23 protein-coding genes are annotated in these 22,905 nt (G+C 42.9%); all 23 read left to right on the plus strand.

The genetic code is table 11. The annotated features are described in order from the left end of the window. Positions 1–219 precede the first annotated feature (219 nt). The 23 genes from ACTUJY_RS11665 (at position 220) to flhA (ending at position 22,895) form a co-directional block, all read left to right on the plus strand. Positions 220–1,695 carry a sigma-54 dependent transcriptional regulator gene (locus ACTUJY_RS11665; RefSeq protein ID WP_463616268.1) on the plus strand — a complete coding sequence of 492 codons (1,476 nt, stop codon included), beginning with the start codon at positions 220–222 and terminating at the stop codon, positions 1,693–1,695. 261 nt (positions 1,696–1,956) lie between these two features. Further along, positions 1,957–3,207, plus strand: a complete 1,251-nt coding sequence (locus ACTUJY_RS11670) for a sensor histidine kinase (RefSeq protein ID WP_463616269.1) — start codon at positions 1,957–1,959, stop codon at positions 3,205–3,207. Then, entirely contained in the window at positions 3,200–4,537 is a 1,338-nt protein-coding gene (locus ACTUJY_RS11675; protein ID WP_463616270.1) for a sigma-54-dependent transcriptional regulator, read from the plus strand. The genes ACTUJY_RS11670 and ACTUJY_RS11675 overlap by 8 nt, the downstream gene beginning before the upstream one ends. A gap of 22 nt (positions 4,538–4,559) precedes the next feature. Next, a complete protein-coding gene (fliE, locus tag ACTUJY_RS11680; RefSeq protein WP_463616271.1) occupies positions 4,560–4,880 on the plus strand; it encodes a flagellar hook-basal body complex protein FliE in 321 nt (106 codons plus the stop codon). Positions 4,881–4,922: 42 nt separating this feature from the next. Continuing rightward, positions 4,923–6,563: a flagellar basal-body MS-ring/collar protein FliF gene (gene fliF / locus ACTUJY_RS11685; protein WP_463616272.1), complete on the plus strand. Its 1,641-nt coding sequence runs from the start codon at positions 4,923–4,925 to the stop codon at positions 6,561–6,563. Further along, entirely contained in the window at positions 6,556–7,599 is a 1,044-nt protein-coding gene (fliG, locus tag ACTUJY_RS11690; protein ID WP_463616273.1) for a flagellar motor switch protein FliG, read from the plus strand. The genes fliF and fliG overlap by 8 nt, the downstream gene beginning before the upstream one ends. A 10-nt stretch (positions 7,600–7,609) precedes the next feature. Beyond that, complete coding sequence (locus ACTUJY_RS11695) at positions 7,610–8,269, plus strand: flagellar assembly protein FliH (protein ID WP_463616274.1); 660 nt, start codon at positions 7,610–7,612, stop codon at positions 8,267–8,269. Then, on the plus strand, positions 8,262–9,626 hold the full coding sequence (gene fliI, locus ACTUJY_RS11700) for a flagellar protein export ATPase FliI (RefSeq protein WP_463616275.1): 1,365 nt from the start codon (positions 8,262–8,264) through the stop codon (positions 9,624–9,626). The genes ACTUJY_RS11695 and fliI overlap by 8 nt, the downstream gene beginning before the upstream one ends. Then, complete coding sequence (gene fliJ, locus ACTUJY_RS11705; RefSeq protein WP_463616276.1) at positions 9,623–10,084, plus strand: flagellar export protein FliJ; 462 nt, start codon at positions 9,623–9,625, stop codon at positions 10,082–10,084. Before fliI ends, fliJ begins: the two co-directional genes overlap by 4 nt. 18 nt (positions 10,085–10,102) lie before the next feature. Next, positions 10,103–10,699: a hypothetical protein gene (locus tag ACTUJY_RS11710; RefSeq protein WP_463616277.1), complete on the plus strand. Its 597-nt coding sequence runs from the start codon at positions 10,103–10,105 to the stop codon at positions 10,697–10,699. 127 nt (positions 10,700–10,826) lie between these two features. After that, entirely contained in the window at positions 10,827–11,126 is a 300-nt protein-coding gene (locus tag ACTUJY_RS11715) for an STAS domain-containing protein (protein WP_463616278.1), read from the plus strand. Positions 11,127–11,150: 24 nt separating this feature from the next. After that, positions 11,151–12,845, plus strand: coding sequence for an ATP-binding SpoIIE family protein phosphatase (locus ACTUJY_RS11720; protein WP_463616279.1), 1,695 nt, complete (start codon positions 11,151–11,153; stop codon positions 12,843–12,845). Between the two features lies 1 nt (position 12,846). Continuing rightward, entirely contained in the window at positions 12,847–13,164 is a 318-nt protein-coding gene (locus tag ACTUJY_RS11725; RefSeq protein ID WP_463616280.1) for an Hpt domain-containing protein, read from the plus strand. Between the two features lie 62 nt (positions 13,165–13,226). Next, positions 13,227–14,810, plus strand: a complete 1,584-nt coding sequence (locus ACTUJY_RS11730) for a flagellar hook-length control protein FliK (RefSeq protein WP_463616281.1) — start codon at positions 13,227–13,229, stop codon at positions 14,808–14,810. Between the two features lie 478 nt (positions 14,811–15,288). Beyond that, the gene (locus ACTUJY_RS11735) at positions 15,289–15,789 is read left to right on the plus strand and encodes a flagellar basal body-associated FliL family protein (protein ID WP_463616282.1); all 501 of its coding nucleotides are present in this window, start codon (positions 15,289–15,291) and stop codon (positions 15,787–15,789) included. A gap of 24 nt (positions 15,790–15,813) precedes the next feature. Beyond that, positions 15,814–16,821, plus strand: a complete 1,008-nt coding sequence (gene fliM, locus ACTUJY_RS11740; RefSeq protein WP_463616351.1) for a flagellar motor switch protein FliM — start codon at positions 15,814–15,816, stop codon at positions 16,819–16,821. After that, positions 16,814–17,218, plus strand: coding sequence for a flagellar motor switch protein FliN (gene fliN / locus ACTUJY_RS11745; protein WP_463616283.1), 405 nt, complete (start codon positions 16,814–16,816; stop codon positions 17,216–17,218). Before fliM ends, fliN begins: the two co-directional genes overlap by 8 nt. Further along, positions 17,218–17,637, plus strand: a complete 420-nt coding sequence (gene fliO / locus ACTUJY_RS11750; protein ID WP_463616352.1) for a flagellar biosynthetic protein FliO — start codon at positions 17,218–17,220, stop codon at positions 17,635–17,637. Before fliN ends, fliO begins: the two co-directional genes overlap by 1 nt. Beyond that, the gene (gene fliP / locus ACTUJY_RS11755; protein WP_463616284.1) at positions 17,630–18,382 is read left to right on the plus strand and encodes a flagellar type III secretion system pore protein FliP; all 753 of its coding nucleotides are present in this window, start codon (positions 17,630–17,632) and stop codon (positions 18,380–18,382) included. Before fliO ends, fliP begins: the two co-directional genes overlap by 8 nt. A 174-nt stretch (positions 18,383–18,556) precedes the next feature. Further along, entirely contained in the window at positions 18,557–18,826 is a 270-nt protein-coding gene (gene fliQ, locus ACTUJY_RS11760) for a flagellar biosynthesis protein FliQ (protein WP_463616285.1), read from the plus strand. Beyond that, positions 18,826–19,605, plus strand: a complete 780-nt coding sequence (gene fliR, locus ACTUJY_RS11765; protein WP_463616286.1) for a flagellar biosynthetic protein FliR — start codon at positions 18,826–18,828, stop codon at positions 19,603–19,605. Before fliQ ends, fliR begins: the two co-directional genes overlap by 1 nt. 13 nt (positions 19,606–19,618) lie before the next feature. Then, positions 19,619–20,746, plus strand: a complete 1,128-nt coding sequence (gene flhB, locus ACTUJY_RS11770) for a flagellar biosynthesis protein FlhB (RefSeq protein WP_463616287.1) — start codon at positions 19,619–19,621, stop codon at positions 20,744–20,746. A 58-nt stretch (positions 20,747–20,804) separates the two neighbouring features. Beyond that, positions 20,805–22,895: a flagellar biosynthesis protein FlhA gene (gene flhA, locus ACTUJY_RS11775; protein WP_463616288.1), complete on the plus strand. Its 2,091-nt coding sequence runs from the start codon at positions 20,805–20,807 to the stop codon at positions 22,893–22,895. Positions 22,896–22,905: the final 10 nt, after the last annotated feature.

Raw genomic sequence — 22,905 nt, forward strand, 5'->3', positions numbered from 1 at the left:
AAAATTTGAAGCCAAAAAAATACCCACCCAGGTAATTGGATGGGTAATGGATTACGTATCGGCATTGTTCTAAATTTCTTTAAAGAAAAATTGATGTATGAGATAGTCGATAAATTGACAGACCTCGAAACTCCATCTATTTATTAACATAGCTTATTAATTTATATGACAATTTAGCAGCTTTTTGATCGCTGCTTGCTATTTAATACTGGGGTTGATGTGTTTTCTGAATTAAAAACACTGGTGATAGACGATGACGTTGAACGTCGTCGGGATCTCAGCGTGATCTTAAATTTTGTGGGGGAAGATTGTATTGAAGCTGACTCTGTTAGTTGGCAGCAATACTTAAAAGAGCCACATGAATATTTGGCTATTGCGATCGGAGAACATCACCAATACGAAAAAGTCTCGGATTTGATTTCTGAGATTCAGAGCTTCTCAAGTTACCTGCCCATTTTGATGATCGGTGATGTTGCATACTCGGGTAACTTAAGCGATGACCTTGCGTATCAAATCGTCGGTCGAATTGATACGCCTCCCAAATACAATGAGTTACTCGAAGTTTTGCATGCTTGTCAGGAGTGTCATGGAAATCGCCATGTGATTCAGGAAGGGCAAAAGCCGTTGGAGCTGTTTCGAAGTTTGGTCGGAGCGAGTCAAGCGGTTCAAAATGTTAGAAAATTAATTGAGCAGGTCGCACCCAGCGATGCAAATGTCTTAATTCTTGGTGAGTCTGGCACTGGTAAAGAAGTCGCTGCACGAAATATTCATTTCTTATCCGCTCGCTCTGAAAAACCTTTTGTGCCCGTAAACTGTGGTGCAATTCCCGGAGAACTTTTAGAAAGTGAATTGTTTGGACACGAAAAAGGCGCTTTTACAGGCGCATTGTCTTCTCGTCAGGGGCGTTTTGAGTTAGCGCAGGGCGGCACATTATTTCTTGATGAAATAGGGGATATGCCCCTTGCGATGCAGGTGAAAATTTTACGGGTACTGCAAGAAAAATGTTTTGAGCGCGTTGGAAGTAATAAAACGATCGAAGCAGACGTTCGAATTATTGCCGCTACTCATCGAGATTTAGAACAAGAAGTTGAAAAAGGGACCTTTCGTGAAGATCTCTATTATCGACTGAATGTATTTCCAATTGAAATGCCGGCGTTGCGAGATCGCGGAGACGATGTTCCGTTATTGATCAATGAATTGACAACGCGTTTGGAAAAGCATGGTCGAGATTCGGTTCGATTTAGTGCAAACGCTATGGCTTCACTCATGCGTCACAGCTGGCCGGGTAATGTACGTGAACTCGCAAATTTAGTCGAACGTATGTGCATATTGTACCCTTATGGCGTAGTGGATATTAATGAGTTGCCGAGAAAATACCAATACCTCGAAGGGCTTGCTCCTTTTGAGTCGCCTGCACTTAAAGAAAAAATCATAGCGCAAGATCCCCCAAGCCCTCCCGTATCGGAGCCGCAAGAACCTGCTTTGGATGCATTAGGGGAGATACCGGAAAATGGATTAAACCTGAAGGAATTTATGGCGAAGCTGGAAGTTGACTATATCAATAAAGCTTTGCAAGAAAGTGACTGGGTCGTTGCCAAGGCTGCAGAACGTCTTGGCATGAGACGAACCACTCTCGTTGAAAAAATGAAAAAATACGAAATTAATCGATCGGACTCTGTTTCGAGCAGTGAATGACAAGCTCCGAAAAATAACCCTCGTTTCATTTGGGTGATTGCATTAAAACCATTAGCCTTTCGCAACTCGCAACTCGCAACTCGCAACTCGCAACTCGCAATTAATTTTTTATCGCCAGAATTTTGACTTATGCAAAGGAATGCCGTAAGCGATATATATAACTTACTGAAAATTAAAGAATAATCGACATAGGCATATTTATTGCTCCCTCAGAATCCAGGTAAAGCCCTTTGGGTAAAAGTATCGAGGAGAGTGAATTCGATGTCTGTTTCAGCTTCGACGGTTTCAAAAAAATCTTCTTCAAATACCGGTTTTCAAACGGATAACGTCGGTAGTCAACTGCCAGACATGAACTCATTGAATGTTGAGCACTTGCAAGCCGCATTCGCTCAATTCAATCGCCTTTCGGAAAACTTTGTTCATTCGTATCAAAACCTGGAAGACCAAGTCGAAAATTTGGCCGAACAACTGGCCCAGGAAGTTAAAAACAAACAGCAACAGCTACAAGAAAGAGAACGAGTCGCTTCGCGTTTACAAAGCCTTTTGGCGATTTTACCAGCTGGAGTTATCGTTTTAGATGCAACTGGATTGGTACAGGATTGCAATGCCGTTGCGGTGGATTTGCTCGGGCGACCCTTGTTAGGCGAACGCTGGGTTTCAATAATCAATCGCTGTTTTGCTCCTAGATTGGATGATGGGCATGAGATTTCGTTAAAAGATGGTAGGCGAGTGCATATTGTTACTCGCTCACTCGATTATGAGCCTGGGCAGTTAATTGTCATTACTGATTTAACTCAAACACGAAAGTTGCAGGATAAGGTTAATCAGGATAAGCGGCTGACCAGTATGGGGAAAATGATGGCGTCGTTGGCACATCAGATCCGTACACCATTGTCTTCAGCGTTACTTTATGCGGATGGCATTGCAAGTGTGCAGCTCGATGAAAAGAAACGCTATAAATTTACACAGCGTTTGATCGATTGCTTATCTCACTTGGATCGACATATTAATGATATGTTGCAGTTTGCTAAAACCGGAGGGCTACAAAAAAGCTCAATGCTTTTAACTGAACTTTCGCAGCAAATATGTCAATACATGGCGTCGCAATATCCACAAGTCACTTTTCATGAAACATCTTTGCCAAAGGCAGAAGTCAATATTAATTGTGACGCATTTTTAAGTGCTCTTCGAAACCTTGTTGAAAATGCGGAAGATGCGATCGCACATCGGACCGATGGGCAGGTCGATATAATTTTTGAAGTGATCAACGCGGTATTAACCATAACCGTTAAAGATAATGGTGTCGGTATGTCGGAGTCGCTGCAACAACGCATACTCGAGCCATTTTATACCAGTAAATCTGGAGGTACTGGGCTCGGACTATCCGTCGTGCATGGGGTAATAAAAGCGCATCAGGGGGAAATAGAAATAGAATCACAGTCAGGTATGGGAACTACCATTCAACTTTTCTTACCGGTAACTTTAGAGTCTGAGGAAGTCGTTTATGAATAGCACGCGTGTATTGGTCGTTGAAGACGATGCATTACTAAGAGAAGCGCTAACCGATACGTTGGATATTGCCGGTTTTCATGTGGTTGAAGCTGAAGATGTCGATTCGGCAATGGTCCATTGGTCGGCAAAATCACCGGACGTTATTGTTAGCGATGTGAACTTAGGTGAGCGAAATGGCCAGGAATTATTGCGCTTTGTTCGTAAAACCGATTTGAGTACACCGTTTATTTTTATGACGGCGTACGGCACCATTGATATGGCAGTCGCTGCAATGCAAGACGGTGCAAATGAATTCATTCAAAAACCTTTTAAGCCACAAGCGTTGCTCGAAGTATTGCAGCGTTATGTTAACGACGATTCGTTACCGTCGATACCGGTTGTGGAAGATGAGAAAAGCCGGCAGCTATATAAACTGGCAGAACGTATTGCATTGACTGAATCAACGGTTTTATTGAATGGACCTAGTGGCAGTGGTAAGGAAGTCATGGCAAGATTTATTCATCAAAAGTCCAATCGCAAAGATCAACCTTTTATTGCAATTAACTGTGCTGCAATTCCAGAGAATATGTTAGAGGCCACTTTGTTTGGTTATGAAAAAGGAGCGTTTACGGGTGCCTATCAATCGTGTCCGGGTAAATTTGAACAAGCGCAACAAGGCACATTGCTATTGGATGAAGTTTCAGAAATGGATTTGGCTTTACAAGCTAAATTACTACGGGTGCTACAAGAAAAAGAAGTCGAACGTCTTGGAAGTAGGAAAACAGTACAGCTAAACGTTCGAGTGATTGCCACGACCAATCGTGATCTACGACAGGAGGTGAGCGAAAAGCGTTTTCGGGAAGATCTATACTTTCGATTAAATGTATTTCCTCTCAGCTGTTTGCCATTGTCTGAACGACCGAAAGACATTATTCCACTGTCGCACCATTTATTAAAAAAATACGCGCGCCAAAATGGTTTGCCTCCGCCTGAAATGAGTGTTGGCGCTAGAACAAAAATGCTGAGCTATCATTGGCCTGGTAATGTTCGGGAGCTGGATAATGTGGTGCAACGTTGTTTAATACTTTGCTCGGGTGAAACCATAGAGGCAGAGCACTTAATGTTTGAAAGTCAAATTGAATCATTCGAAACAGACGAAAGTGTAAACGACGATAAAGTCTCTGCGTTGGGAGCGGGCGTTCGCCAACACGAATATCAAATTATAATAGAAGCTTTAAAGCAATTTAACGGTAAGAAAAAACGGGTCGCTGAAGAGCTCGGTATCAGTCCTAGGACGCTCCGGTATAAATTGGCGAAGATGCGTGAGCTCGGTTACGAAATGCCAGCGTGATTGATTAGGAGTGGAAACCATTATGACACAAATTACACCTGACCAAATTTTAGCGCAAATGCGTCGACTTACCGAAGCGGCGCAAAGTCAAAATACACCAGCACTAACCCCTTCTAAAAATACCGACTTTACTCATGCATTGACCAATGCTTTACAAGCGGTTAATCAACATCAAATGAATGCTGCCGAAGCAGCAAACAGCATTGAGCGAGGTGATGGTGGTGTTAGCCTAGTAAAAGCGGTTATCGCTTCGCAAAAAGCCAGTGTCGCTTTTGATGCAGCGGTTCAGGTTCGAAACCGTGTGGTGAGCGCCTATCAAGATATTATGAATATGCCGATATAACTAATACATGCGACAATCCTAAATTTACAGGAGAGTAAATAAGTGGCAGAAGCAGCGTCAACCGAAATAGCTAAAGTGGATGCATCGCCCACATTTTTACCGGGTATGACTAATCTTGGCGTTTTTAAACAGCTCGGGCTGATGATTGGTATCGCCGCCAGTGTTGCACTGGGCGTATTCATTGTTTTATGGGGTAGTGAGCCGGATATGCGGCCTATTGGTCCTTTGGATCCGGCGACATCTTTGGATGTGGTGACTTATCTTGATCAAAACAATATAAGTTATCGACTAGATGGACAAGGATTAATCATGGTCCCACAAAAAAGTTATCAAAGGATTAAAATGGAACTCGCAGGTCAAGGAGTCGTTTTAGATACACAAGCGGATCCTTTTCTCACCAAGGAGACGGGGTTCGGCGTTTCACAACGATTGGAAAAAGCTCGTTTACAACGCAGCCAGGAGTTACAACTGGCAAAAACGATCAGTGATTTTAGTGGTGTTCGTGCTGCAAAAGTGCATTTAGCCATTCCAAAGGAAACGGCATTTCTCAAACATAAACGAAAACCCAGTGCTTCTGTGTTATTAAATCTTTACGGCACACGACAACTCGATGCGGAGCAAGTAAGAGCGATCGTCGATTTGGTTACTGGGAGTGTTCCTAACCTAGAAGCGAATCGAGTAACGGTGACCGATCAGCTTGGTCGTTTATTGCATTCAGGCAGTCAAAGTGAACAAGAACGAGAGTCCAATCGAGAAATGAAATTAATCCGTGAGCAACAAATGGATTATCGCGACAAAATAGAGCAAATTTTACTTCCTATTGTAGGTGAAGGAAATTATACCGTGCAGGTTAACGTAGAAATGGATTTCACAAAAACCGAACAAACACAACAATTGTTTAACCCTGAGTTGCCCGCAGTTCGTAGTGAAAGAACATTGGAAGATGAGTCTGCGTTAGGAAAGTCAAGAGGCGTGCCAGGAGCATTGAGCAATCAACCTCCGGCCGCTGCGACGATACCGCAAGATCTAACCCAGCAAACAACAAACTCTTCAGAACAAACAGGACCAAAAAACCGTCGTGTAGAAGCGGAAAGGAATTATGATTTGGATACCACAATCAGTCATATTCGGCAGCAAGTAGGGGTTATTCAAAAGGTTAGTGTTTCGGTTGGCTTGGATTATATCGCGGATCCTCAAGATGCGACCATTATGATACCCAGAACGGATGAACAAATTGCTAATATCACCCGACTAATTCGAGGGGCCATTGGCTATAATGCTAATAGAGGCGATCAGGTAGAAATTGAAAGTTTTCAATTTGTACGGCCCGAACAATTACCACCACCTGGGCCTTTACCCTTTTATGAACAACCCTTATTTAAGGCGTTGTGGAAACCCGTCACTGCCTTGTTACTCGGGTTACTGTTAATTTTTGGTTTACTTAAACCACTTTTGAATAAGTTAACACGACAACCGGAGGTTACTTATGCAACACCGGGTGACGAAGAACTTGGGTTGGGTGGATTAGAAGAAGGGCTTGGGTTGGAAAGTGAAGCACCTCTTGAACTTCCGGGTCCAAAACTTTCCAGCTCACCAAAAAGTGAAACCGCAAAAAATGTAGCCGGAGCGGATCCAACCATGGTTGCACAGTTAGTTAAAAACTGGGTAGAAGAAGATGAGTGAGCAAGAACAAGTACCTGCTGAAGTTAAAAAAGCGAAAGAAAAAATTAAGTATTCCGGTACCGAGAAAGCGGCGGTACTGTTGCTTTCATTGGGTGAAGAAAACGCGGCGCAAGTTCTTAAACATATGGGGCCAAAGGAAGTACAAAAAATTGGCCTTGCCATGGCATCGCTCAGAAACGTAGAAAAAGAATCCGTAGAAGGTGTGCTCGATGAGTTTCTTGAAAAAGTAGAAGACCAAACAGGTATTGGTATAGGAACAGAAGACTATATTCGAAACACTTTAAAGTCTGCTTTGGGAGATGATAAAGCAGACGCATTGATCGATCGCATTCTGTTAGGCGCGAACACAAAGGGCCTGGATACTTTAAAGTGGATGGATCCTAGGGCCGTTGCCGATATTATTCGATATGAACACCCACAAATACAATCGATTGTTTTGTCTTATTTGGATCCCGATCAGAGCGCGGAAATTCTTGGACTGTTTCCTGAAAAAGTTCGGCTTGATCTTGCGCTTAGAATTTCTGCACTAGAGTCGATACAGCCTTCGGCGTTGCAGGAGCTCAATACCATAATGGAGAAACAGTTTTCGGGCAGCACATCTTCTAAAGCAGCGCAAATTGGTGGTATTAAGAAAGTGGCTGATATTATGAACTTTCTCGATACTAATATTGAAAGTTTGCTGATCGAGAATATCAAAGAGGTCGATGAAGACCTAGGACAACAGATCCAGGATCTGATGTTTGTATTTGATAATTTGTCCGAAGTCGATGATCGTGGCATTCAATCGTTGTTGCGTGAAATTTCGACTGACACACTGGTGTTAGCGCTTAAAGGCGCGGATGAAGCCATTAAGGAAAAAGTGTTTAATAATATGTCGAAGCGCGCAGCTGAATTGATGCGTGATGATCTTGAAGCCATGGGACCGGTAAAAGTGAGTGAAGTTGAAAATGCGCAAAAAGAAATTTTAACGGTTGCTCGACGTATGGCTGATGCTGGTGAAATTGTTCTCGGTGGAGTCGGTGAGGAGTTGATTTAGGTGACGCACAGTGAGTAACGCAAAACTGGACTTATCGGTCGACCGATTGGATAAATGGGAACTGCCTTCTTTTGATGACGGTTCGCATAAACCTTCCAATGCACGGGAAGAGGAGGTTGCCTCATTACCTACAGCAGAGGAAATATCGGCCATTAGGGAAGAAGCTTATGCCGAAGGAAAAAAGGAGGGTTACGAGGCTGGGCTGCAACAAGCGCAACAAGAGTATCAAAAGTTATGTAAAGCGTTTGATGCGTTGATGCAACAGATTGAACAGCCGTTGCAAAAAGAAAATGAAGAAGTTGCTATTGAGCTTGCGCAATTGTCGATAATGGTCACCCGACAAATTATTCGGCGAGAATTGCATCATAATCCTGAGCAAGTAATTGCCGTGGTACGAGAGGCCATTAAATTATTACCGGCTTCTCGGCGCAAAGTGATGTTGCAATTGCATCCGGACGATGCCAGTTTAATTCGTAAAGTCTTTTCAGTTGAAACAAAGCAGCCTTCCAGCTGGATGATTGCCGACGATCCTTCTATTTCTCGGGGGGGCTGTATGGTAACAACGGATACGTCGAAAGTAGACGCTACCATTGAAAAGCGTTTGTCGGATATCTTTAACCATGTGTTTGGCGACCAGCGAATGACCTTGCCCGAGTCTGAAAATGAGTAAACTTTTCAGTCAACAGTTTCGACTTTATCAGCAACGACTGCAAGCGGCACCGGGATTACAAGTTTCCGGTAAGTTGACACGGATGGTTGGTATGACGTTGGAAGCGGTGGGTTGCCAAGTCAATGTTGGCGAACGGTGTTTGATTACGACACAGTTGGGTAATCAAGAGCCGGCCGAAGTGGTCGGGTTTTCGGACGATAAAATCTATTTAATGCCTACTGGTGATATTCAAGGTTTAGGTCCTGGGGCTAGTGTGATCCCAACCGGAGCTAGCGCAAATGTGAAAGTAGGCGATGAATTATTAGGTCGGGTGCTCGATGGTTACGGTCAACCCATTGACTCAATGGGCGACTTGCATGCGGTTGCTCAGTATCCATTGCAAGGTAAACCCATCAACCCATTGTTGCGTCATCCGATCAACGAACCTCTCGATGTGGGTGTTGCCGCAATTAATGCGTTATTAACGGTAGGGCGAGGCCAGCGCATGGGTTTATTTGCTGGTAGTGGTGTCGGTAAATCGGTTTTGCTGGGCATGATGACTCGCTTTACATCTGCGGATGTCATTGTCGTAGGTTTGATAGGTGAACGTGGTCGTGAGGTTCAAGAGTTTATTGAGCATATTTTAGGAGAAGAGGGGCGACAACGAGCGGTTGTGGTTGCGGTACCAGCGGATAACCCACCCTTGATGCGATTACAAGGTGCCATGGTTGCCACCAGTGTCGCTGAATATTTTCGTGATCAAGGAAAAAATGTTTTGTTATTGATGGATTCCCTGACGCGCTTCTGTCAGGCTCAGCGTGAGATCGCATTAGCGATTGGAGAACCTCCAGCGACCAAAGGATACCCGCCTTCCGTGTTTGCTCGTTTACCTCAATTAGTTGAGCGCGCTGGAAATGCACAAAAGGGAGAAGGTTCTATCACCGGTTTTTATACGGTATTGGTTGAAGGTGACGATCAACAGGATCCTATTGCTGACGCAGCGCGTGCCATTCTTGATGGGCACATTGTATTATCGCGTGAATTGGCCGATGCAGGTCATTATCCGGCCATTGATATTGAAGGTTCTATCAGTCGAGCCATTACTCAAATTGTTCCCGAAGAACAGCTGAGTGCAGTAAAGGAATTTAAGCGTATTTATTCTATTTATCAACGCAACCGCGATTTAATTAATATTGGCGCTTACGAAAAAGGAAGCGATAAAGACATTGACGAGGCGATTTCATTAAAGCCTATTATGACGGAATTTTTACAGCAGGGGATCAATGAGAGTAAAGGCTTACAGCAAAGTATAGGTGAGCTTTTTGAGTTGTTACAAACAGCTTCTGAAGACAACGTGCCCGGGATGTTAATGCCATGAAGTCACCATCACAACGTATCGAGCCTGTTAAGCAGGTCGCGCAGCAAAAAGAGAAAAGTGCAGCCGATGACTTAACCAAAGCGAATCAAAATTACGGGCAGGCTCAGTCACGATTAAATGAACTGGTGCAATATCGAACGGACTACTTGGCGGAGTTTCAATATCGTGCGAAAAAAGGCATCTCAGGCAGTCAGTTACAACATTTTAAAGCGTTCCTTAATCAACTGGATAAAGCTATTGAGCATCAACAGCAGCAAATAATACAGTTAAAACAACAAGTTTCACAAACACGACAAGCTTGGCAATCTACCAATCGTAGAACGCAAGCCGTTAGTCGATACCAAGAAAAAATGAAAAAGCGAGAGCAATACGACGTTTCACGTAAAGAAGCGCGGCAGCTGGAAGACGATATAAATAATCAACGACCAACCGTTAACGGAGTTAAGAACTCAATGTAAAGAGACGTGTTGTAGACAATGAAAATGCCATCAATTTTAGGCCCTAAGTTACCTGAGCCTTTACCAGGGTTTGAGAATGTCACTCGTTATTATGATCGACATAACCGTATGTTTGCCGCGAAAATCAAGCCTGGAGAATATTATGTAAGCTGTCAAAATGAGTTGATTGTCACTACGTTAGGAAGTTGTCTTTCCTTGTGTGTATATGACCGTAAACAACAACTGGGAGCAATGAATCATTTTCTGATGAGCTTTTCTAACGAGCCGTCTGCCAACCATCAAGCCGTTAACCTTTTGCAACCTATCGAACAGCTCGTTAAACCCTTAGTGGGAATTGGAGCAACACCTGAAGCATTGGAAATTAAATTATTTGGAGGGGCAATACTGGAGCCACATTGGCAAGAGCGTATTCATCAGGATATCGAGACTTTGCTGGATCACATCCATCAACTTAATTTAAAACTGATTGCACACGATATTGGTGGAGCCGCACCGCGTAAACTCTTTTTTGATGTGCATCAGGGCATGGTAAGGGTAAAAAAACTCAGGAAGTTACGAAATGACACCATCGCACGCCGAGAACGAAAATATCGGCAATCGCTCAATTGCGAGTAGCCTGGTGTATTTGTATAAAGGAAATTAGCCTAGAGATGCTTGCGTAATCAAGCCCTTATTCTATTATTAATCTCATGACGATGGGATATAAAACCTATTAATTTAAAACCTGATGGAGATAGAATAAATGGCTGTGACCAGCAATAACTCTGAGAGCGAACTAACGATAAAAGTAGCCGGTAAATTTGACTTCAGCTGCCATCAGGATTTTCGGTCATCTTATGAAGAGCTTGCTGATAAACCGGAAGCTTATGTGGTCGACCTGTCAGAAACGACTTATTTAGACTCTTCAGCATTGGGTATGTTATTGCTGCTTCGAGATTTTGCAGGCGGTGATTCAGCGAAAATTGTCATAAAAAATTGCAATAATGAAATTAAGCGAATTTTAACGATATCCAATTTTGAGCAACTTTTTGAGATAGAGTAGGGCCACATTCAATGGGCCTTAAATGTGAAAATATTAATCGCGGAAGATAATTTTACTGATCGATTGATCCTGAAAAAAATTGCTGAAAATCAGGGCCATAAAGTTTATGAAGCCGAAAATGGCATTGTCGCACTGGAACAATACCAACAACACTCACCTGATATCATATTGCTTGACGCATTAATGCCAGAATTGGACGGTTTTGCCGTAGCCGAACAGATTAAAGGAACCTATACCGAACGCTATATCCCAATTATTTTTATTACATCACTTACCGATACCGAGTCACTCGTTAAATGCATTGAGTCGGGAGGCGATGATTTTTTTACCAAACCGTTTAATCCGGTGATTTTAAAAGCGAAAATCAATGCGTTCAGCAGAGCCTTGGAGTTGTACACGACCGTTCTTGAGCAAAAACGAAAAATCGAATTTCATACCGAACACTTGTTGCAGGAGCAGCAAGTAGCCAAACGAATTTTTGATAACATCGCTCATAAAGGGGCATTGGGTGAGCCTTATATACGCTATTCGGTGTCACCTATGTCAGTTTTTAATGGTGATATTTTGTTGGCAGCAAAGCGCCCATTAGGTGGGTTAAATGTATTGTTAGGAGATTTTACTGGGCATGGTTTGGCCTCTTCAATAGGAGCCATGCCTGGTAGTGATATTTTTTTCGGTATGACAAAAAAAGGCTTCGAGCTCTATGAAATTGTACGCGAACTCAACGCTCGACTCTTTACCGTACTGCCAACGGGTTTTTTTTGTTGCGCGGTTGCCGCAGAAATCGACTTTGAAGAAAACAACATTAAGTTAATTAATGCAGGCATGCCCGATCTTTTTATCATAAATCGCAACAGTGGCGAAGTTGCTGATTATCCTTCGACACACCTTCCTTTGGGTATTGTTGATAATGATAAATTTGATGTGAAAATTGATGTACGACCCTTTAATGAGGGCGAGAGTTTGTTTGTGTACTCCGATGGAGTGATTGAAGCTGAAAACCCAGAAGGTGAGTTGTTTGGTCGCGACCGACTGCTAATCGCATTATGCGAAGGTGCGAGTGATGGAAGTGCTTTTGATAAAGTGAAAAAAGGCATTGAGTTGTTTTGTAAAAGTACTGAGCAAGCCGACGATATCACCTATGTAGAAATAAAAAATCACAAAGAATACGGTGTTAATGCAATACACGAAGTTGACGAGCTGCTTTCAACCGAAGGGCCGTGTGACTCTTCGTTTCAATTAAAACTAGGCCCTTATTCATTAAAAAATTTCAACCCGCTACCGATGTTGACCGAACATCTTATGTCAATTGGTAACTTACGGAGTTATCGAACGCAGGTGCTCACCATATTAACCGAGCTTTATTCCAATGCATTGGAGCACGGTGTTCTTGGATTGAGCTCGGAATTGAAAAAGTCAGCCGATGGCTTTGCGGAGTACTATCGTCAGCGAGAGCAAAAATTAAAGAAATTAGAAAAGGGATTTGTCAACATGGAGATTACTCACAAGATAGAGGCCGAAGGTGGCCAACTCGTGATTTGTTTTCAGGACAGTGGCTCAGGATTTGATTACCGAGATCTGCAAGTAAAAGCAAAAAAAGGGAAGTTAAGTGGGCGAGGTTATCCATTGATTTTTAAGTTGGCAGACTCGGTAGAATTTGAAAATTTCGGAGCTGATGTTAAGGTTATTTTTAACTGGAAAGCAAAAAAGCAGAATTAAAATGAGAGAAACGATTGAACAACTCAAAGAGTTATTAGGCAGTGATTTTCAAACACTGGTGCAAGCGTTTGAGACCGACACTCGCCAACATCTGTTAAACATCGAAACTTTGATTGATCAAAAGGACTATACGGCTGTCAGTCGAGAAGCTCACAGCATAAAAGGCGCGAGCAGTAACCTTGGGGCTGAGCAGTTAGCAACGCTTTGTAAAGACTTGGAGTTACAAGCCAAGTCAGGCGACCTTACCGATGCCAATTGTTTGCTGAGCAAGATTGATCGCGCATATCTCGAAACACTGGACGTTTTAAAGTCTGTTTAATTTAAATATTGGCATTGAATTTGCGTTTCAAAGGAATAAGTTAATCCAGCAAGGGCTAGAAAGTGTCGCATTTACTCTCGGTTTTTCTTACCGCTGCATCTTCAGATTCGGTATCAACAGCAACAAAAGCAACGCCGCAAAACCTCGATACAGAAACAGAAAGCTTTGGTAACCTATTGAGTTTTAAGTCGATTATCAACCAAAAGGAGGAGGAGCTTGCGTTTCAGGCACCTTTGGAGGAAAACATTGGGCTTAAATTAAATCTGTCCGTTTCTTGGTTTGAGATGAACAATAAAAATAACTTGAAACCACAGCAAGCCGGCAATAGTTTTCCGTTATTGAGTGCGGATACCGACCATAAGAAGGACGAGGGAAAAAACAGTCTACTGGGTTTAAAGCATGAACTAAGAACGTTAACTACTGACGATTTATCATTTGATCCTTTGAGTGCATCAGGTTCAGGCATCACTGAAGCATCCACATTGGTTTGGGACAACGATGCTTTACCGGAAAAGGACGGTCACCGTGAAGCCAACATTTTTACAGACATTAACGGTGTTCGGTTAATTTCAAAGGAGATTGAGTTCAAAAACAAGCAACTGGATGCTCATGGATTACTTCAAGCCAGTGGTGAGCCTGACAGTGTATTGACTCATACTGTTGGAAATGAGCGTTCGGTAAGTGATGGTTTTAAATTCAATGCTACGGATTTGGAATTGGCTACTAAAACAAGCGATGGCTTCTTGAAACTAAAGACTCAATCTGATCCGTCGTTGGACCTTAAGGCTGCGGAATTGAAAAACAGCCTCAACCCGATCGATTCTACATTCGACGAGAGCGAGCTGTTGGTAAAAAAGAAAGGCGCACTTAACAATGCCGAGTTTAACTCAGTTAAAATTGCGGACGATAAATTCAAGGTAAATACGTTAATTCAACAGGAAAAATATGGGCTCACAAAGAATGAAAAGCTCTCCATAACTGATCAGCTAACGAACGAATTACTTCAACTTGACAATAAGCAAAGTGCACCATTAAAAGCCTCTTTATCCGCATTGTTTGTCAACACCGAAAAACGAGCACAATTATTGAATCATCCGCGATACACGAGTTTGGCTACTCAACCGGTTACACAAACTTCAGATGCAAGTTCGAGCGTTGGTCAGCAATCGGAAATTGTGAGTACTCTCGGTCTGAATGAGTCTGCTTCCAGTAAAGAAGCGACGAGTGTGAGCGTCAGTACGCCCCTTGTGCTTTACGCTAAGGGGTGGCAAAAAGATTTTACACAAACCATCCGCTGGATGCAGAAAGGTGGTTTAGAACGGGCCGAAATTCAGTTAGACCCTCAAGAACTCGGTCCACTCACCATTAGGGTTTCCCATCATAATGGTGAAACTTCGATTACGGTACAGGCGAATCATGTGCAAACACGCGATTTATTCGAAGCCAATCAGGAGCGACTGCGTGATATGTTGGCTCAGCAAGGGATCCATTTATCGCAATTTGATGTGCAAAGTGAGCAACGAGAAACAAGTGGCGATACCGAGCAAACATCCGAAGTCGTCTTGCAAGAGGATGACGCCGCTGAGTCGAGCGTGACTGAAATTAAGATGGGTATCGATTTAAACCGGCTTGATTTGTTTGTGTAAATAAACTGTTCAGTTCTTAATAAAGTGAATGCTGCTAATAGACAGGACATTTTGCGGCCGTAAAGTGTGTGGAGGTTTTACTCGTTTTAAGATACGGCTATCATTTTTTTTGACTCTGCAAAAATGACAATGTTAACAACAAAAGTTTATACGTTCTTCTCTTTCTAATGCCACTCTTTGCTATTCATCAAACTTAACCAATTGCCTCTATACTTGTAGCGATAGGTAGTGGGTTTTAAAAGTGTCGGATTTTTGGCAACCAACCAATCACATTGTTATTAACGTTTTGATATTTGTGTGTCAAATATTTGTCTCGAACGGATTAATCTTTCTAACATACTGAAATACAGCGAAATATTTAACAAATAACTTAATGGCACCAAGATTGCTTTGTAAATATATGTACTATTTTCGGTAACTCGATGGGGTATTTTTCAATAGCGATCTGCCATGAATAAACAATCTCGAGGAGCTTTACATGGCTGAAGAACAAGAACTCGAACTCGATGTCGAGGGCGGTAAGAAAAGCAACAAGTTGTTGTTTATTATTATTGGCGTGGTGGCATTGCTGGCTGGCGTTGGTGGTGCAATTTTCTTTATGGGTGGCAGTGACGCTCCTAGTACAGGAGACACTGAAGGTGAGGTAAAAGAAAAGAAAGTACCTGCAATTTATGTGGGTGTGCCTGAAGCGATTATCGCTCCGGTAAAAGGGGAGTCAAGAAATCGCATGGTTCAAATAAAAATGAATTTTATGGTACGCGGCGTTATAGCGGAAGATTTGGTTAAAAAGCATATGCCTCGATTAAAAAATGATTTACTCACATTGGTAAGTGCCGCAGATGCTGATGTGATAATTAAACCTGAGGGTCGTACTCAATTGCAGGAGGATGCGCTTAAAGTTGTACAAGAGACAATGACCCAATTAGAAGGTGAGCCTTATGTGGAACGTGTACTCTTTGTCAGTTTTGTCATGCAATAATTTATCGAGCAATAATTCATTATGGTGACCGACCTTTTAAGTCAAGACGAAATCGATGCCTTATTGCACGGGGTAGACGATGGTGATATCGATGTCGAAGAGTCGGAAGCGGCTCCCGGCGAAGCGACGCCTTACGACTTCACATCGCAAGACCGTATTGTTCGCGGTCGCATGCCAACCTTGGAAATGATCAACGAACGCTTTGCTCGTCACATGCGCATCAGTTTGTTTAACCTGATGCGTCGAAGTGCTGATATTTCGATTAACGGAATTCAAATGATCAAGTTTGGCGAGTATGTTCACAGCTTATTTGTACCCACCAGTTTAAATATGGTACGCATTCGACCTTTGCGAGGCACAGCGCTATTTACCTTGGAGGCGAAACTGGTTTTTATTTTAGTGGATAATTTTTTTGGCGGTGATGGACGGTTTCACGCAAAAATAGAAGGCCGAGAATTTACGCCAACCGAAAGACGAATCATTCAAATTTTATTAGAGCAGTCGTTCATTGATTTAAAAGAGGCTTGGTCACCAGTAATGAAAGTGGATTTTGAATACATGGACTCCGAAGTTAATCCGGCATTGGCAACCATTGTAAGCCCATCCGAAGTGGTGGTAGTGTGCAGTTTTCATATTGAGCTTGACGGCGGAGGTGGGAACTTTCATGTCACTATGCCTTATTCAATGATTGAGCCAATCCGAGAAAAGCTTGACGCTGGTGTACAAAGTGATCGAGATGACGTTGACTCTCGATGGGTAGAAGCGTTACGGGAAGAAGTGATGAGTGCTGAAGTTGAGTTAACGTCAACGCTTTTGACCAAAGAAATTACATTGCGTGATGTCATGAAAATGAAGAAGGGTGACATTATACCAGTCGACATGCCAGAAAAAGTGGTGGTTGATGTGGGTGGTTTACCCACCTTTCGTGCACGTTATGGGCAATCGCGCGACAAAGTTGCTTTACAGATTTTGGAAGACATTCCCCGTGATCATATTACCCGAGGCCTGATTGAGGAAACTGAACATGAGTGAAGAAAATGATGTGAATCAGGATGAAATGGCCGAAGAGTGGGCGGCCGCTATGTCGGAACAAGACGAAACCGAATCGGAAACTGAAAAAGCGCCTTTGGATGACCTCAAAGACGAATCGAAAAGTCCGCAAGTGAGCAATGAAAATTTGGATGTTATTCTAGAAATACCGGTCACCTTGTCGATGGAAGTCGGGCGCACTAATATTGCTATTCGCAACTTGCTGCAACTGAATCAAGGGTCGGTTGTGGAGCTGGATCGACTTGCAGGTGAACCTTTGGACGTCTTGGTTAACGGTACTTTAATTGCGCATGGAGAAGTGGTTGTGGTCAACGAAAAGTATGGCATTCGGTTGACTGATGTGATGAGTCCTAGCGAACGCATCAAGAAACTTAAGTGATGAAAACGTTAGGCGTTTTTTCCTTATTGATTTTTTCTCCACCTATTTTGGCGGATAACAATGGCCAGCAGGCAATTCCTTCCGTTTCTAACTCTTTGGTTTCTGTTTTCGTTGCTCTTATTTTTATTATTTTAGTCATTCTTGTTTGCGCCTGGTTTCTTAAACGACTGGGTGGTGGTTTATTAAATCGCAATTCGGTCATTGAAATTAAAGCCAGTCAAATGTTGGGAGCGAAGGAGCGTTTAATAGTGATAAAGGTGGATGGCCGACATTTTTTGCTGGGTGTAACGCCAAATACGATTAATTGCATCGAGGAACTCAGCGAACATTGCATTCCTAACGAAACGGTGAGGGATGTTTCCTTTAAAGATGCGCTTTCTCATCAGTTAAAAAAGTCTTTCGGTAGAACGCATGAGTAGACAGGTTACTGTGCTTATCACTTTGATTGTCATTTTGCTTTTACCCAACATAACAGAAGCAACGCAAGGCGTTTTGCCAGCCATTAAAGTGACTACAGCGACCGATGGAAGTCAGGAATACTCTGTGACGTTACAGGTATTGATCCTGATGACAATGCTGACGTTTTTACCTGCCATTGTTATTATGATGACTAGCTTTATTCGAATTTCGGTTGTCTTTGCGATATTACGACAGGCGCTCGGTTTGCAACAAACGCCATCAAATCAAATTTTGGTAGGACTTACCCTTTTTTTAAGTTTTTTTATTATGGCGCCGGTAATCAGTGAAGTAAACGATACCGCTGTTCAACCCTATTTAAATGAGAGCTTGACTTCGGTGCAAGCTTTGGAAGTGGCGAAAGCACCGTTTCGAACGTTTATGTTGGAGCAGGTTCGAGAAAATGATTTGCAAATGTTTTCTGAATTAGCCGGATTGGCATTGGAGCCAGCTCAATATAAAGATGTGCCTTTTACGGTTTTGGTGCCCGCATTTATTACCAGTGAATTGAAAACAGCCTTTCAAATTGGCTTTTTAGTATTTATCCCTTTTTTAATTATTGACTTGGTTATCGCCAGTATTTTAATGGCGATGGGGATGATGATGTTGTCTCCAATGATTGTTTCGTTGCCATTTAAAATCATGTTGTTTGTTTTAATTGATGGTTGGACATTGATCGTGGGTACGCTGGCCAGCAGTTTTGGTTGATGACTCATACTATTCGTTTGCTTCTGGAAAACGCAGCTCTTTTTCCGGGTTACGGGTTAGACCAAAATAGACCTGTAAAATAATGCGATGACGACTAGTAAAAAGTGCAGCGCTCGCCCCGAAAGAGCGAAAGTGGCTTCGAGGATTTAAAGAGTATTAAAACTGAGGTGAATCATGACTCCAGAGATTGTTGTTGATGTATTCAGTCAGGCTTTCTGGATGGTTATTGTATTAACCGGAACCATCGTTTTACCTGGATTAATTGTTGGATTAATCATTGCTATTTTTCAAGCCGCTACGAGTATTAATGAACAAACATTAACATTTCTTCCAAGATTACTGATTACTTTGTTGGCACTCTCTTTATTAGGGCATTGGATAGTTGGAAGTTTGGTAGAGTTTACAACAACGCTTTATCACTCCATACCGGAACTCATTGGTTAATGCACATTGAATTTGCTGCCATCAATGATTGGCTCGCGCATTATATACTTCCGTTCGCTCGATTAAGTGGCCTGATCATGTCAATGGTCATCATTAGTTCACGCACCGTCACGCCACGTATTCGCTTGTTTCTCGCTTTGTCGGTAATCGTAGTTGCTATGCCCATTTTGCCTCCAATGCCAAAAATTGAATTGTTCAGCATTTCAGCTGTGATTCAAATTGCTATGCAAACATTTATCGGTGTAAGCATTGGTTTTGTCACGAGAGTTGTTTTTGAAACGTTTGTGGTTGCTGGTCAAACTATTGCTATGCAAACTGGCTTAGGCTTTGCATCTCTGATTGATCAGAACACGGGCGTCAGTGTTCCGGCGCTTGGACAAATGTTTGTAATGATAGTGACATTAATTTTTCTTTCTGTTGATGGGCATTTAAATTTGATTCAGATCGTTGTCATGAGTTTCGAAAGTTTACCCATAGTAGAATCGCAATTGTTTTTCGTGCGATTAGATCAACTTGTAAACTGGGCTGAACTCATGTTTACCACTGCTTTTATGATGGTGTTGTCTGCCATAGTTGGTTTATTGGTAATGAATTTAAGTCTTGGCGTGATGACGCGTTCATCACCACAGCTGAACATATTTGCGGTTGGTTTTCCCATCATGACGGTGGTAGGTTTAACCATCATTTGGTTTTTGTTGAAAAGTTTTCTGCCTTATTTTACCGAGCAAATTGAGCGTGGTAATCAGTTGGCTTGTCAATTGCTTTTTATGAGTTGCTAACAAGGTGTAGTGCATGGCCGAGCAAGACAGTGGTGAACGTTCCGAAAAGGCGACACCCCGTAAACAACAGCAAGCGCGAGAAAAAGGCCAAGTCGCTCGCTCGCGTGAGCTGACGACGGCTTTGGTATTAATTATCAGCCCTCTGACGTTAATGGCTGTTTCGGATGACGTTGCTTACAGTTTTTGGCAAATCGGAGATATCACGTTTTCGGTTGCTCGAAACCAATTGTTTAATGAGCGTTATATGCTCGAAGCGCTTGGAACCAGTGTGTTCTATATTTTTTCGGCTCTTGCTTTATTTTATATTGCTGTCTTTGTCATTTCTGCACTGTCTCCGGTATTACTCGGAGGACTCACCTTTTCAATGGCCTCTTTGGCACCCAAAGGCAGCCGTATGTCGTTAGCTTCGGGGTTTAAAAGAATGCTTGGAATTAACGCCGCGGTAGAACTCGGTAAGGCAATTGGCAAGTTTTTTTTAATTGCGCTGGTTGCTTATCTAGTGATCGATGCCAACTTCGAGCGATACATGCAACTCGGACAATCAACGCCGCAAAGTGAAGTGATCACTGCGATCGATATGTTGTTATCGGCTTTGCTATTGGTGTCGGCATCGCTGGTGATTATTGCTTTGATCGACGTACCTTATCAACTTTGGAATCATTCTCGACAAATGAAAATGACCAAGCAGGAGTTGAAAGACGAGTTTCGTGATACTGAAGGAAAGCCAGAAGTTAAAGGTCGCATTCGACAATTGCAACGCGAAATGTCGCATCGTCGAATGATGCAAGCGGTACCAGAAGCTGACGTGGTGGTTACCAATCCAGAGCATTACTCGGTCGCATTGAAATACGATCAACAAACCAGCAGTGCGCCCATTGTTATTGCTCGGGGTATTGATGAAATTGCATTGAACATTCGTAAAGTAGCGAAAGCGCATTCGATACCAATGATACAAGCGCCGCCTTTAGCCCGTGCTTTATACCACACAACAAAACTTGATCAGGAAATTCCTTCGGAACTTTATTTAGCCGTAGCCCAGGTACTTGCTTACGTATTACAAATGAATGAATACCGAAAAGGTCGTGCCGGTAAACCGAAACCGGTACGTCATTATCCGATACCAGATTCTATGAAATATTAACAAGTTGTATTTACAAGACTGATATTCAAGTATTAGTGAAAAGTAATCAGGAGTTTTTGTGGCAGAAATAGCGGGAAACCGATTTAAATCATTCACGCCCAGTGGTGCAGGTATACCCATCTTGGTATTGATGATTTTGGCGATGATGACATTGCCATTACCACCATTAATGCTCGATTTATTTTTCACTTTCAATATCACTCTGGCACTGGTTATTTTACTCGCGACGGTTTATACGCTGCGTCCACTTGAGTTTGCTGCGTTTCCAACAGTATTACTGATCACAACTTTATTAAGGCTGGCGTTAAATGTAGCGTCTACGCGCGTGGTGTTGCTCAACGGTCATACCGGACCGGGAGCGGCTGGTAGTGTGATTGAATCTTTCGGTTCGGTCGTTGTTGGTGGGAACTACACGGTTGGTCTGGTCGTGTTTGCTATTTTGGTTATCATAAATTTCGTTGTTGTGACTAAAGGCGCTGGCCGGATTTCAGAAGTCAGTGCAAGGTTTACATTAGATGCCATGCCGGGCAAGCAAATGGCAATTGATGCGGATCTGAATGCCGGGTTATTAACTCAAGAAGAAGCTCGTGATAGGCGTGCCGAAGTGTCGCAAGAAGCGGATTTTTATGGCGCAATGGATGGTGCATCAAAATTTGTACGCGGTGACGCGGTTGCCGGATTACTCATTCTGTTGATCAACATTGTTGGTGGTGTGGCGATTGGCATGGTACAGCATAACCTGGATTTTGCTACCGCTATGCAGTTTTATGTTCTATTAACGATAGGTGATGGTTTGGTTGCGCAAATTCCTGCGTTATTACTGTCAACCTCTGCTGCGATTATGGTGACGCGACAAAATACTGCAAACGATATGAGCAGTCAGGTAATGGGGTCGCTTTTTACTAAACCAAAAGCCTTGTATATTGCTGCTTCCATACTTGCTGTAATGGGTAGTATTCCTGGTATGCCTCATGTGGCATTTTTGTTTCTGGCATTTCTTGCCGGAGGGATAGCCTATTTAATCGACCGTCGAGCAAAAGAAAAAGTAAAAGAAGAAGAGGAAGCAGCGCGTATTGAAAAAGAGGTACCTTCAACAGAACCGAAACTGAAAGAGTTATCGTGGGATGATGTTCCACCAGTCGATCCAATAGGACTTGAAGTTGGTTATCGATTGATTCCACTTGTTGATCAAACTCAAGATGGCAAACTCATGGGACGAGTAAAAGGGGTACGAAAAAAATTATCGCAAGAGCTGGGCTTTTTGGTGCCGCCGGTACATATTCGAGATAACCTGGATTTAGCGCCCAATGCTTATCGAATTACGTTAATGGGTGTTGCAGTTGGTGAAGCAGAAATTTATCCCGATCGAGAAATGGCGATCAATCCTGGACAGGTGTTTGGTGAAATTCAAGGGATTAAAACTCATGATCCTGCGTTTGGACTGGAAGCCGTTTGGATTGAAAGCGGGCAGAAAGAGCAGGCGCAATCGATGGGGTATACGGTAGTGGATGCCAGTACCGTAGTCGCTACTCATCTGAGTCAATTAATACAGTCTCATGGCAGTGAATTGCTCGGTCATGAAGAAGTCGAACATTTGTTGCAAAAGCTATCGAAAACCGCACCGAAACTGGTTGAAAACCTGGTGCCGGATGCCTTGTCTTTAGGTACGGTGGTTAAGGTGTTACAAAACCTGTTGTTAGAACAGGTTCCCATTAGAGACATGCGTACCATCGCCGAAACTTTGGCGGAGTACAGCTCGCGGAGTCAAGATCCCGCCGTTCTTACTGCGGCGGTTCGAATCGCACTTAACCGATTAATTATTCAGAATATCAATGGATTAGAGCCAGAACTTCCTGTCATTACGCTAGACCCAAATCTGGAACAGCTATTGCATCAGTCGTTACAAACCAGTGGTGACGAGAGCGTTAATATTGAACCGGGGCTTGCGGAAAAGTTACAGCAATCGCTCAAACAAGCGGCTGAAAATCAGGAGGCCGCAGGTAAACCAGCCATTTTATTAACCTCGCCAGGTTTGCGAAGCAGTTTGGCGCATTTTGCGCGATTTGGTATTCCGGGTTTGCATGTATTGAGTTTTCAAGAAATTCCCGATAACAAACAAGTGCGCGTTGTCGCTACGGTAGGACAGTAATGAAGTTCTG

This window comes from Pleionea sp. WD8-19 (assembly GCF_055326765.1).

Coding starts and splice junctions, on each gene's coding strand:
- ACTUJY_RS11735 (WP_463616282.1), top strand. CDS start 15,289: ATGGCTGAAGAACAAGAACTCGAACTCGATGTCGAGGGCGGTAAGAAA.
- fliJ (WP_463616276.1), top strand. CDS start 9,623: ATGAAGTCACCATCACAACGTATCGAGCCTGTTAAGCAGGTCGCGCAG.
- flhB (WP_463616287.1), top strand. CDS start 19,619: ATGGCCGAGCAAGACAGTGGTGAACGTTCCGAAAAGGCGACACCCCGT.
- ACTUJY_RS11675 (WP_463616270.1), top strand. CDS start 3,200: ATGAATAGCACGCGTGTATTGGTCGTTGAAGACGATGCATTACTAAGA.
- ACTUJY_RS11715 (WP_463616278.1), top strand. CDS start 10,827: ATGGCTGTGACCAGCAATAACTCTGAGAGCGAACTAACGATAAAAGTA.
- ACTUJY_RS11710 (WP_463616277.1), top strand. CDS start 10,103: ATGAAAATGCCATCAATTTTAGGCCCTAAGTTACCTGAGCCTTTACCA.
- fliO (WP_463616352.1), top strand. CDS start 17,218: ATGAAAACGTTAGGCGTTTTTTCCTTATTGATTTTTTCTCCACCTATT.
- fliR (WP_463616286.1), top strand. CDS start 18,826: ATGCACATTGAATTTGCTGCCATCAATGATTGGCTCGCGCATTATATA.
- fliI (WP_463616275.1), top strand. CDS start 8,262: ATGAGTAAACTTTTCAGTCAACAGTTTCGACTTTATCAGCAACGACTG.
- fliN (WP_463616283.1), top strand. CDS start 16,814: ATGAGTGAAGAAAATGATGTGAATCAGGATGAAATGGCCGAAGAGTGG.
- fliQ (WP_463616285.1), top strand. CDS start 18,557: ATGACTCCAGAGATTGTTGTTGATGTATTCAGTCAGGCTTTCTGGATG.
- fliP (WP_463616284.1), top strand. CDS start 17,630: ATGAGTAGACAGGTTACTGTGCTTATCACTTTGATTGTCATTTTGCTT.
- fliE (WP_463616271.1), top strand. CDS start 4,560: ATGACACAAATTACACCTGACCAAATTTTAGCGCAAATGCGTCGACTT.
- ACTUJY_RS11670 (WP_463616269.1), top strand. CDS start 1,957: ATGTCTGTTTCAGCTTCGACGGTTTCAAAAAAATCTTCTTCAAATACC.
- fliG (WP_463616273.1), top strand. CDS start 6,556: ATGAGTGAGCAAGAACAAGTACCTGCTGAAGTTAAAAAAGCGAAAGAA.
- ACTUJY_RS11725 (WP_463616280.1), top strand. CDS start 12,847: ATGAGAGAAACGATTGAACAACTCAAAGAGTTATTAGGCAGTGATTTT.